This is a genomic window from Litorihabitans aurantiacus (assembly GCF_030161595.1).
In the GTDB taxonomy this organism is placed as follows: Bacteria; Actinomycetota; Actinomycetes; order Actinomycetales; family Beutenbergiaceae; genus Litorihabitans; species Litorihabitans aurantiacus.
Map to the genome: position 1 here is coordinate 33,571 of NZ_BSUM01000003.1, position 10,479 is coordinate 44,049.

The window sequence follows — 10,479 nt, forward strand, 5'->3', positions numbered from 1 at the left end:
ACTTCTTGCCCGTCGGGTTGGATGGGGCAATGGATACCCGCGCCGCGGCGAGCTTGGAGCGCTCTGCTGAGCGAGTCCGGCACCACATCGACCACCCCCACCGAGCCGCGAAGCTCGGGCTGCTGCTGGGACGGACCCTGACGCCTACCCCGATGCTGTTCGTGCGCTACCCGCCGTCGTTGTCGTTGGTGCTGACCGGTCGCAAGCTATCGGGAGACGACGAGCTGGGCCATCAGGAGTGGGGGCCGGACCGGTTTCTGATCACCCCAGTAGATCTACCGCTGATCGCGCGCGTGCTCGAGGTCGGTCAGCAGGGGGACTTTTTGTCGGTGAACTGGCGTCTTGACCCCGCTGTAGTGGTGGAGGTCGCGGCGCAGCTGCCCCGGCAACGCGGCGATGACCAGCCAGCGCGCCTCGGGACGATGACCTACGAGCTCGCCGATGCAGTCGAACGGCTCCTGACACTGCTGGACGCACCCCAGGAGGCGGCGGTCCTTGCACCGCTGCTGAGCAGGGAGATCGTCCTGCGGCTGCTGCAAAGCGATCAGGCTCCACGTCTACTCGCCGCCGCCGAGCACGCCCGGGCCGACGTCGTCGGTGCCGCGATCGCGCGTATGGACCAGGCGCTGGCTGATCCCTGGACCGTCGAGAGCATCGCGTCCGCGGCCGGGACCAGCCCGGCCACGCTGCGACGCCGCTTTCGTGAGCTGACCGGGCTCACCCCCATGCACTACCTCAAGCGGCTACGCCTGGGGGAGGCCCGGCGGGCCATGGTCGTCGACGGACTCTCCGCTGCCCAGGCCAGCGTGCGGGTCGGCTACCTCAGCGCCTCGCACTTCTCGCGTGACTACCGGGCCACTTACGGGCGCCCGCCGGGTGCTGATGGCACGGCCCTACGAGCTCAACTACGTGCCGGATGACACCGTGGGGTGCAGCTTGTTGGCGGGTCGGGCGAGATTCAGCTTGTCGTTCAGTGGATCGTTCACGTCACACCGCCGCCAGCGTCACCATCTACGAACGGACTGGGTCCCCACCATCTGCGCGTCTGTAGGGACAGCGATCGTCGTAGCCAGCAGTATCGCGACCATCAACGCCTACACCCGCTGCCGACACCGCTGACCCTGCGTCCCGAAAGGTCGTGACGTGCCGTGGGTGAGACGAAGTGGTTCACATTGGCTTATGCCTACCCTCGACGCATGCGCACCTGGTACGAGGACGTCGTGGGACGTTTCGTCGCGGAGCGGTTCCCCGATGCGACAAGCGTGATCGTCGCTGGCAGCACCGTGCGTAACGAGCGGACGGCGTCGAGCGATGTCGACCTGTTGCTGCTCGGCCCTGACGGGTTCCTAGCCGACGGTGCCGACTCGCTCGCCGCCACGTACGCCCACGAGGGCGAGGCGGTCGAGGTGTTCGCATACACGCCCGTGGGCTTCGAGCGGTGGGCGCAGCGCGGCGTCGAGCAGTGGCGGCCCGTAATCGTGCGGATGCTGCTCGAGGGTCGGGTGCTCGCCGGCGACGAGGTATTGGAGCAGCTCCGCGAACGCTGGGCCGAGACGTACGACCGCGGCCCTCAGCCCGAAGACGCCGACGTCAACCTCCTGCGCTATGCCATCACCGACCTCGTCGACGATCTCGCCGACGTGACCGACGACGTTGAGCGCCGCGTGGTCGCAGCCGAGCTGCTGCGACAGGTCGCGTCCCTCGCGCTCATTACTAACCACCGCTGGATCGGCACCGGCAAACACCTCTCCCGCGAACTGCGTCGATGGGATGCGGTGCGCGCAGCTCGCCTGACCGACCCGTACGTCGCCGGCGACTTCGACGCCTTCCATGCCGCAGCGGCCGCCGAGCTCGAAAGCGCGGGCGGACGACTCCGGACAGGCTTCACGCGCTGAGCCTCCCGTACGTCGCCATCGGCCAGGCCGGCTCGACCATCAGCGGACGCGAGCTCCGCGCAGGTCGGCGTCCGCAAACGGTCGGCTGCGCACGTCCGCCGGCCGCCGCGAGACACGCCGGCGGGGGAGTGTCCACAACCCGTGTACGAATCTTTCCGCTTGTCGGCCGCGGTGAGCACGAGTTTCCGCTCGTCCCAGACCACACTCTCAACAGTGGTAACAGTGATGTTAGATCCGGTCGCCGGAGAGGGGGAGCCGCAACCTCTCGTCCGATCGGCGCGCGAGCGAAGTTCCCAGCCAGGGCACAACCTGAGCCCAGGAAAGGGAAAAGCAAACGTGCGGTCGTAGCATGGCGGGATGTCGTCGATGGCTGATGTTGAGGCGCTTGTGCCGCCTTTGCCGGTGCGGACGGTGCTGTGGCGCACCCAGGCACCGTTCCTGGTGACACTCGCGGTAGCGCTGGTGGCCGGCGCCGTGACTGAGGCGGGGCCGACGTGGCCGTATGTGGCGGCGGGGGTGGCGGCGGCATGCGCGACAGCTGCGACGGGTCTTCTGGTCTCCCGGTTGGGGGAGGGGGTCTTGATCGGTGGTGCGGTGGTGCACATGGTGGTGGTGGCGGGGGTGGATTACGCGTCGTGGCCCACGACTCCCTCAATGGTGGGTCTGATGATGCTGCCGGCGCTGCACCTGAGCTACGGATTCAGGGCGCGCCGTGGCCCGTATCTCTTGGCGGTCGGGGTTCCCCCGATCCTGACGGCTCTCGCGCTGGGGTCGAGCAGGGCTGTGGCGGCGACGTGGGCCAGTGCGGCTGTCCAGATCCTGGCCCTCGTCGCGGTGGCCACGGTGGTGTACCTGTCGGCCCGGCACGCCTGGCTTCAGCGCGTCCAGCTTCAACAGGCACTGCTGGAGGCGCGGGCGGCGGTCAACACCGCGCAGGTGGTCGCCGATGCGATCGAGACCGGGGTGACCTACTACGACACCGCCGGCAGGGTGGAGGTCCGCAACAAGGCGATGACCGGCTTCGCTCAGCGTGCCGGCTACGACGCCGAGACCGTGAGCGCGCAGCACATCTACCAGTCCGACCAGGTCACACCCGTGGACCTCGGTGAGCAGCCCATGGAGCGGATGCTGCGAGGCGACATGGTCGATCACGACCTGTTCTACCTCGGTCCGCCCGGTGACCAGCGAGCCGTCACCTTCACCACCACGAAGCTCGACGGTCTCGCCGGCCCCGCCGGGTGGGTGCTGGCAGCTCATGACGTCACGGACCTGGTCAACGCGATCACCACCCGCGAGGAGATGATCCTGACCTTCACCCACGAGCTGCGGACCCCGCTGACCTCGATCATCGGGTTCGCCGAGATGCTCCAGGACACCCTGGACCTGGAGGAGCTGGGTATCGCTCGGCCGGTGGAGGTCATCCACCGCAACGCCACCCACCTCTCGACGCTGGTCCAGATGCTCCTGCAGGCGGGGATCGAAGCCCAGGCGGAGCCGCACTTCGCGCCGACGGACGTCGGGGACATCGTTCGGGAGAGCGTCGCCTCCTTCCAGCCCAAGGCCGCCGGTCGCGGCATCACGTTGGAGGCGGGTACGCCCATCGGTGACACGCGTGCCGAGGTGGATCACCTGCGCATCCGGCAGGTGCTGGACAACCTCGTCTCCAACGCGCTGAAGTACCCTCCCGCGGGCACGACGACCCGCGTCCTGGTCGAGGGGACGCCCGACCACGTCCGCGTCCGAGTGGTCGACCAAGGCCCCGGGATCGACCCGCAGGACCTCCCGCAGCTCTTCCAGCGCGGCTTCCGTTCGGTCACAGCTCGCCGGACCGCAACGCAGGGGATGGGACTGGGCCTCGCGATCGCACGGGACATCGCACGGGCGCACTCGGGCGAGGTCACGATGGTCAACAACCCCGACGGCGGAACCACCTTCACACTTGAGTTGCCACGACACCCGAACGTACAGACCGCTGACGCAGCGGCAGGGGACCAGGCGACCTACTCCTCGGCTCTCACCTAGACCGGGGGAGGCGGGCGCTGCACCTCAGGGAGGGGTGCGGGGGCGGGGGACCCAACTTCCCACCTCGTGCCGCACATCTGGCAGGTCAGAAGACCATCTTCGTGGCGGGTAGCCCACAGGTGAGAGCACCACGGACGCCCCGCGCGATGCCAGCGCTCCTGCCGGTCTCGGGCGTCCTCCTCGCTCACTCACGTGACCTTAGGGAAAAAGCAGTAACCGTGGGAGAATGTTCGCTAACAAAAGTTTCGCTTACAGCGAACGCTGGCGTGAGGTGAAGGCGTGTCAGCCCGGGCTCCATAAGTCGGAGGTCGTAGAGCTTCAGCCGGCGAGTTCGGACTCGGTAAACGGGACGACGGGGATCGCCTCGGTGTGGGTGGCGGACTTGGCCTCGAGGTACGCGCACAGCTCGGCGGCGGTCCGCAGCTCGGCGGTCAGCTGGTGGAGCTCGGAGCTGCTGAGGATGGTTTCGTCGGGTTGGGGTTCGATGACCACGCGCCAGCGGGGGTCGCCCGGCTCGTGGGGCTGCATGTACACCGTGGTGGTGGCGTTGCTCAGCGGGACCACGACCAGACCGGTGTCGGTCCCGGCCGGCCCGTCCTGGATGACCACGCGAGCGGTTTCGGCCACGGGGTGGGCGGGGGTGAACTCCTCCAGCCACTGATCGAGTGTCTGCTTGCTGCGGAACGGCATGTGGTCACCTCCCCGGGGTGATGGGCGCACGGGCCGTCGGTGGCCCAGCCGTTGATTCTAGAGGTTCGATTCCGGGCCGACCGACCGAGCTGTCTTGGGTCGAAGCGGGGGAGTCGGGCCGCTATCGTCACCTGCCTCACGCTCCTGCTGGCACTAACGAGTAGATGCTGAGCCGGTTGCCGTCCGGATCGACGAAGTCGAAGTAGTTCACCGCGCTCTCGACGTGCTGGAGCGGTCCGACGGCGACCCCCAGGCTCATCAGTCGCTCGTGTTCGAGCGCGGCGTTGGTGACCCCCAGGCGCAACACGACCTCGGCGCCCGAACGTGCAGTGGGCTCCGACCCCAGCTGGAGCCACACCGGTCCCACCTTGAACTCCACCACGTCGTCGTCGGGCTCAAGACCCGGCTCGATGAGTTCGAGAACCCTGCGATACCAAAGAACTGCTGCCGCTAGATCGGCGACGGGCAGTCCGACAGTCACACTCGAGATATTCATCGGACCATCCTCACGGACACGGTTCAGGGTCTCGGTGCGTTCTCGGGTCCGTGGGCGGGACGCAGGACGTACCCCACGCTGTGAACGTTGTGGATCAGGGAGTCCGGTCGGCGTCGACCTTCCGACGCAGGTAGTGGATGTAGAGATCCAAAGTTTTGGGGTTGACGGTGTAGTCGTAGTGCCAGACACGGTCGGCGATCTGCGCCTTCGACATCACGCGTCGGGGGTTGCGCATCAGCAGGCGCAAGAGGTCGAACTCCGTGATCGACAGGTGTAGCTCCTGATCGCCGCGTCGCACCTCGCGCGTGATCTCGTCGAGCTCGAGATCCCCGACCCGGTAGGTCGAGGGCAGGCGGGGCGCCTGGCCCCCCACGCCGCGTAGGAGGTCGCGCACGCGAGCAGCGAGATCCTCAGCGCTGAACGGGCGTCGCAGGTAATCATCACCGCCGGCGGTCACACCTGGCAGACGCCGGTCGTGCTCACCCGGGCCCGTCACCAGCAGCGCCGGGACCTGACGCGCCCTCCGGATCTTTGCCAGCACGGCAATCGGATCCGCGTCGAGGATCCCCGCGTTCAGGATCACGACGTCTGGGTCGAGCACCGTAGCGGTGGCGAGGACGTCCTCGGCCCGCGCGGCAAGACGCACCTCCATCCCCTCCCCGCGCAGCACGCCAACGACAATGTCGGCCAGGACCGGGTTCTTGAGCTGCACGAGCACCCGCCACACCGTGGCGGAGGCCCCAGCAGAGGGGGCGGGAACGCTGGCCGGGCCGCCGTCAGACGGCGGAGAAAGGGCCGCAGTACCGATCACCCATCCATCATCCTCCCGTGTGAAACGGAACCGGACCATGCCGGTAGCAGTCACTGCCCGACCTCAGAACTTCCGTAGAGACCTCTGCCGCAGCTGCCACGACACACCTAGGCTCGATCCTGATCACGGCGTGCCAGATGGGCGCCGGCTCCCCAACACTTCGGAGAATCCTGTGCCCGTCAACTTCTCGCACCCCGAGGGCCTGCTGAAGCAGACCGACTACTCGCCTGTCGCGGTCGCCACCGGCTCGCGTCTCATCGTGCTCGCCGGCCAGGCGGGCGTCACGGCCGACTTCGAGCCCGCCGCACCCGACCTCGCCGGACAGGTCCGAGCCGCCCTGCACAACATCGCCGTCGGAGTCCGCGGCGCCGGTGGCGCACCCGCAGACATCGCTCGCCTCACCTTCTACATCGTGGACTGGCAGCCCTCGATGTGGGAGGACGTTCTGGCCGGGATCGCACACGCACAAGAAGTCGACGGATTCCCGACGCCCGCGCCGCCCGTGACCATCATCGGAGTTCAAGCGCTCTTCACACCCGACTTCGTCGTCGAGATCGAAGCCATCGCAGTCACCGACTAGGGGCCCCACCGCGTGCCGGTGCGCATCGTGTGGCACGTGTCCAGGTGTGCCGAACGGCCCCGTCGATCGACGGGGCCGTTCCGGCAGGGCTAGTACCGGCGCGAGTGGCCCTTCCATTCCGCTGCTGGGCCCGTGGGGTTCGCCTCGGAGCTCGCCGCGGTGGACCTGCACGCCGGTCGGCAACTGTGTCGGAATCGGGCTCGGTCTGAATCAGTCGGTGGGAGGCAGGACGATGACCTTGCCGTGTACCCGGCCGGCTTCGGCCTGGCTGTGCAACTCGGGCAGGTCGATCAACGTCACATGACGGGCGATGTCGATGCGTAGTTCGCCCCGGTCGACCAGCTTCACCAGGTCGGACAGGGCGGTGCGGTTCGGCTGCACGAAGATCGTTTCTCCTCGCACGTCACGCTCCTGGTCGTTCGGGGTCGGGACCATCGGAGTGGTGGAGACGACGACTCCGCCATCGCGCACCCGGCCCATGAGGGCCGCGAAGTCCTCGGCCGTGATGGGTGCGAGGTTGAGCAGCAGGTCGACGGGTTCGGTCACGGCGCTAAGAACCTCGCTCCGGGTGTGATCGACGATCTCGTCGGCGCCGTGAGCTGCGACCGACGCGGTGCTGCGCGGGCTGGCGGTAGCGATGACATACGCGCCCGCGCGCTTGGCGAGCTGCACGGCATACCCCCCGACCGGGCCCCCGCGCCGTTGATCAGGACGCGCTGGCCGAAGGTCAGACCGCCCACGTCGAACAGCGCCTGAGATGCCGTCAGCCCCACCGAGGGCAACCCGGCAGCATCAGCGAGCGGGATCGTGGCGGGCGCGGGAACGAACGATTCAGCAGGAGCCGTGACGTACTGCGCCGCTGCGCCGTCCCCGGCCATCGGGATGAAGCCCACGACCTCCTGCCCGACCGAGAGGTCCTCGACGCCGTCGCCGACCTGGTCGACTGTGCCTGAGACGTCGTACCCGGGGGTGTGCGGCAGGGTGATCGGGATCGGCAGGAACCCGCCCCGCATCCCACCGTCGGCCGGGTTGTGCGCGACACCGGCCACGCGAACGCGCACCTGACCAGCTCCCGCCTCGGGGCGGTCGACCTCCTCGTAGCGCAGCACTTCCGGGCCGCCGGTCTCGTGGAAACGCACTGCCTTCATGATGTCCTCCTATGTAGTGCTTCGAGTTCGAAGCGATGTGGCGACCCTAGACCTACTCCATCTTCGAAGCAACTACTACGCACTCGAAGTAAGATGACGTGGTGAAGACGTCACCAGCGGTACTCGACCCCTTGCAACTAGGTGCCTACTTCGCGCTGATCGAGGTCAGCAGTCTGTTGCGGCACGCCGTCGAGCAGCAGCTCAGGCGGGCCGGCGACCTCAGCTACGTGCAGTTCCAGCTGCTGGCGACTCTCGGGGATGCACCGCGGGGATGTCTGCGGATGACGGATCTTGCCGACGGCGTGGTCTACAGCCGCAGCGGGCTGACCTATCAGGCGCAGACGTTGGAGAAGCGCGGCCTCGTCTCGCGGGCGCCCTCGAGCGAGGACGAGCGCAGCATCGAGGTGGCGATCACCGAGGACGGGCGTTCCCTGCTCGCCGACGTCTTCCCCGGACACATCGCGATCCTGAACGACATGCTCTTCGCGCCGCTGACCGGACAGGACGTCCAGACCCTCGCTGACGTCCTGGCCCGCGCCCGCGACCACATGCGCCAAGGACCGGCGAGATCCGCGGCCCCTCGCGGGCGTGCACACCGCAGCACCAGCTGACCGATCGGCCGACGTTCAACTATGAGGATCCTTCTGGTGACTGCCGGCTCACGCGGCGACGTCGAGCCCTTCCTCGCCCTGGCCCGGACAGCTGCGCGAGCCGGTCATGACGTCCAGGTCGCCGGTCCGGACGGCTCTGGGGTGTCATCTGAAGGTGTCGATCTCGTGAGTCTGGGGGTGGACTACTCAGCGGTGATCCGGGATCAGGGTGTCTCGATCGGCGCGGCGCTGCGCAACTACCGCACGGTGGTGAAACCGATCATGCGGGGCGTGATCGTGGGTGCTGCACGTGCAGCCGCTGCGTTCGTTCCAGACGTGGTCCTCGCCCACCCCAAGGTGCTCTCAGCACCCCTGATCGCCGCTGCTCTCGACATTCCGCACGTGCTCGTCGAGCTGGTGCCGGCTGTCACGCCCACGCGCGCGTTCCCCGCCGCCGGCACCGTGACCGCTGATCTCGGAATCCTCAACCGGCTCACCTACCTCGGGACTTCGCATGCCTCATCGATGTTCGGTGCTGCCCTCGACGAGGCAGCGGGCCAGCTCGGCATCTCCCGCGACCAGCGACTCCCGTCCCCGGCGGCAACGCTGCTGCCCATCACCCCGACACTTCTCGAAAGGCCCGCAGACTGGCCAGCCAGCGTCCACCTCACGGGCCCGTGGATCGAACCCGTCACAACGGAGGTGCTACCCCAGGACGTCAGCGATTTCGTCGCGGGTGGGCCGTTCATCTATGCCGGGTTCGGGTCCATGTCGGCTGGCGACCCGATCGAACGCGGCCGTGCTGTGATCAGTGCCGCCCACGCTCACGGCTACCGAGTTCTCATGGCCACTGGCCTCGGAGGAGTCGATGTTCCCGACCGGTTGCGCGGAGCCGACGTCATGGTCGTGCGATCGGTCCCCCACGGTCTGACTCTGCCGAGGGCGTCTGCCGCCATGCACCACGGGGGTATCGGGACGGTCCAAGCGGCAGCACGCGCGGGGCTCCTTCCATCATCGTTCCGTTCATCGCCGACCAGCCGTTCTGGGGCGCGATGCTGCATCGACGCGGACTCGCTCCCGCCCCGATCCCACGACGCCGCGTAAGCGCAGCGAGCCTCGGACGGGCGATACAGGCAACCTCTGCCTACCGCGGCGCCGTGGCGTCCCTCGCCAAGACCATGCAGACCGAGCAGGGCACCAAGGCAGCACTCGAAGCGATCGAGAAGCTCACCTAATTAGCTGTACTGATCTTGGGTGGGTTCTTCGGCGGACCGTCGTATGAGACCGAGAGAATCTCGACTGCACGAGACCGGGACACACCACTACCTACCCGCTACAGGCATCTCCGCCCCCTGGCATCTAACACCAGTAACGGTGGTGTTAGTGCACACCGCGACCCTCGGTGCCTCTCGGCTTCGTGTCCTCGCGACAGCGAGGCCGGCAGTTCAGGTGGCGGTGGCTACTTCTGGGCGGCGTCGAACTGTTCGCGGATGTTGGCGGGGATGCGGCCGCGGTCGTTGACCTCGATGCCGTTGGCGGCAGCCCACTCGCGGATTGCGCCGGCGTCGGAGGCGACACGGGTGCGCCGGGGGAGGGGCTGGTGGTGGAGCGGCCGGCCTTGCGGGCGACGGCCTTGTAGGAGGCGAGCGCGTCGTCCAGTGCCTGACGGTTCTCGGCGCCGAGGTCGATCTCGTAGGTCTTGCCCTCGTGGGCGAAGGTGACGGTCTGAACGTCCTCGGTGATGTTTTCGTCGAGGTCGTCGATCAATGTCACGGTGGTCTTCTGCACCATGGTGCTGGGGCTCCTAGATCGTTCGGTGTCGGTCGCTTCGAGGCTAGCCTCTGGTCCTGGGAGTGAGGATCGTCAGTACGTCAGCCCGGCGAGGGGTGCACTGAAAGGAACCCCCGAGGGCTGCCGCCCACGGGGGTAGGGGCCGTTGTGAATTGTCCGGAAGGTGACGACGAGGTTGATCACGACGGCGACGAGGAGGACAGTCGTGGAGGGGACGCCGAAGAACCCGTCGGCTACCGATGGGCTGATGGTGAGTACGAGGTAGAGCACCCACAGCCCTAGAGCGAGGCTCGCTGTCATGGTCGCGAGGTGTCTCGCGGGGCGAGGGTTCGGATTCGTGCTGGATGGCTTGCCGGCCCGGCGTCGGTGCCGTCGGTCGAAGAGCCAGAGGCCCAGGGCGATGGTGGAGACGGCCGCCGCGGCGATGAGGTGGCCGGTCGAGGGGGCATCCATGAC

General features: G+C 67.6%; 13 protein-coding genes and 1 pseudogene. 6 read left to right on the forward strand and 8 right to left on the reverse strand.

Translation table 11 applies throughout. From position 1 onward, the window contains the following. The first annotated feature begins 29 nt into the window (after nt 1–29). The 3 genes from QQK22_RS17915 to QQK22_RS17925 all read left to right on the forward strand — a co-directional run bounded on the left by QQK22_RS17915 (nt 30) and on the right by QQK22_RS17925 (nt 3,917). Complete coding sequence (locus QQK22_RS17915; protein WP_284252965.1) at nt 30–920, forward strand: AraC family transcriptional regulator; 891 nt, start codon at nt 30–32, stop codon at nt 918–920. A 276-nt stretch (nt 921–1,196) separates the two neighbouring features. Further along, nucleotides 1,197–1,895, forward strand: a complete 699-nt coding sequence (locus tag QQK22_RS17920; RefSeq protein WP_284252967.1) for a nucleotidyltransferase domain-containing protein — start codon at nt 1,197–1,199, stop codon at nt 1,893–1,895. Nucleotides 1,896–2,261: 366 nt separating this feature from the next. Beyond that, the gene (locus QQK22_RS17925; protein ID WP_284252970.1) at nt 2,262–3,917 is read left to right on the forward strand and encodes a sensor histidine kinase; all 1,656 of its coding nucleotides are present in this window, start codon (nt 2,262–2,264) and stop codon (nt 3,915–3,917) included. A gap of 318 nt (nt 3,918–4,235) precedes the next feature. Here the strand turns inward: QQK22_RS17925 and QQK22_RS17930 are convergent, their stop codons facing one another. From QQK22_RS17930 to QQK22_RS17940, 3 genes are all read right to left on the reverse strand, one after another. Further along, complete coding sequence (locus QQK22_RS17930) at nt 4,236–4,607, reverse strand: hypothetical protein (protein WP_284252972.1); 372 nt, start codon at nt 4,605–4,607, stop codon at nt 4,236–4,238. Between the two features lie 136 nt (nt 4,608–4,743). Then, the gene (locus QQK22_RS17935; protein WP_284252974.1) at nt 4,744–5,103 is read right to left on the reverse strand and encodes a VOC family protein; all 360 of its coding nucleotides are present in this window, start codon (nt 5,101–5,103) and stop codon (nt 4,744–4,746) included. 94 nt (nt 5,104–5,197) lie between these two features. After that, nucleotides 5,198–5,914, reverse strand: a complete 717-nt coding sequence (locus QQK22_RS17940; RefSeq protein WP_284252976.1) for a response regulator transcription factor — start codon at nt 5,912–5,914, stop codon at nt 5,198–5,200. 172 nt (nt 5,915–6,086) lie between these two features. On the opposite strand from QQK22_RS17940, the gene QQK22_RS17945 reads away from it, so the two are divergent. After that, nucleotides 6,087–6,494: a RidA family protein gene (locus QQK22_RS17945; protein WP_284252978.1), complete on the forward strand. Its 408-nt coding sequence runs from the start codon at nt 6,087–6,089 to the stop codon at nt 6,492–6,494. 210 nt (nt 6,495–6,704) lie between these two features. Here QQK22_RS17945 and QQK22_RS19040 read toward each other — a convergent pair whose 3' ends face one another. Together QQK22_RS19040 and QQK22_RS19045 are read right to left on the reverse strand one after the other, a co-directional pair. Next, complete coding sequence (locus QQK22_RS19040) at nt 6,705–7,133, reverse strand: zinc-binding dehydrogenase (protein WP_348525659.1); 429 nt, start codon at nt 7,131–7,133, stop codon at nt 6,705–6,707. Next, entirely contained in the window at nt 7,037–7,642 is a 606-nt protein-coding gene (locus QQK22_RS19045) for an NADP-dependent oxidoreductase (RefSeq protein ID WP_348525658.1), read from the reverse strand. The genes QQK22_RS19040 and QQK22_RS19045 overlap by 97 nt, the downstream gene beginning before the upstream one ends. 101 nt (nt 7,643–7,743) lie before the next feature. Between QQK22_RS19045 and QQK22_RS17955 the strand changes: the two genes are divergently transcribed. Continuing rightward, complete coding sequence (locus QQK22_RS17955) at nt 7,744–8,253, forward strand: MarR family winged helix-turn-helix transcriptional regulator (protein ID WP_284252980.1); 510 nt, start codon at nt 7,744–7,746, stop codon at nt 8,251–8,253. A gap of 36 nt (nt 8,254–8,289) precedes the next feature. After that, nucleotides 8,290–9,336, forward strand: coding sequence for a glycosyltransferase (locus tag QQK22_RS17960; protein ID WP_284252982.1), 1,047 nt, complete (start codon nt 8,290–8,292; stop codon nt 9,334–9,336). A gap of 355 nt (nt 9,337–9,691) precedes the next feature. On the opposite strand, the gene QQK22_RS19050 is transcribed toward QQK22_RS17960, so the two are convergent. The 3 genes and pseudogenes from QQK22_RS19050 to QQK22_RS17970 form a co-directional block, all read right to left on the reverse strand. Next, entirely contained in the window at nt 9,692–9,787 is a 96-nt protein-coding gene (locus QQK22_RS19050) for an Lsr2 family DNA-binding protein (protein WP_348525660.1), read from the reverse strand. Nucleotides 9,788–9,903: 116 nt separating this feature from the next. Further along, nucleotides 9,904–10,023, reverse strand: a pseudogene (locus tag QQK22_RS19055) (Lsr2 dimerization domain-containing protein); the annotation flags it as partial. A 72-nt stretch (nt 10,024–10,095) separates the two neighbouring features. Further along, a partial coding sequence (locus QQK22_RS17970; protein WP_284252985.1) for a hypothetical protein occupies nt 10,096–10,479 on the reverse strand: 384 nt, incomplete at its 5' end.

Coding starts and splice junctions, on each gene's coding strand:
- QQK22_RS19045 (WP_348525658.1), bottom strand. CDS start 7,642: ATGAAGGCAGTGCGTTTCCACGAGACCGGCGGCCCGGAAGTGCTGCGC.
- QQK22_RS17935 (WP_284252974.1), bottom strand. CDS start 5,103: ATGAATATCTCGAGTGTGACTGTCGGACTGCCCGTCGCCGATCTAGCG.
- QQK22_RS17915 (WP_284252965.1), top strand. CDS start 30: ATGGATACCCGCGCCGCGGCGAGCTTGGAGCGCTCTGCTGAGCGAGTC.
- QQK22_RS17920 (WP_284252967.1), top strand. CDS start 1,197: ATGCGCACCTGGTACGAGGACGTCGTGGGACGTTTCGTCGCGGAGCGG.
- QQK22_RS17930 (WP_284252972.1), bottom strand. CDS start 4,607: ATGCCGTTCCGCAGCAAGCAGACACTCGATCAGTGGCTGGAGGAGTTC.
- QQK22_RS17925 (WP_284252970.1), top strand. CDS start 2,262: ATGGCTGATGTTGAGGCGCTTGTGCCGCCTTTGCCGGTGCGGACGGTG.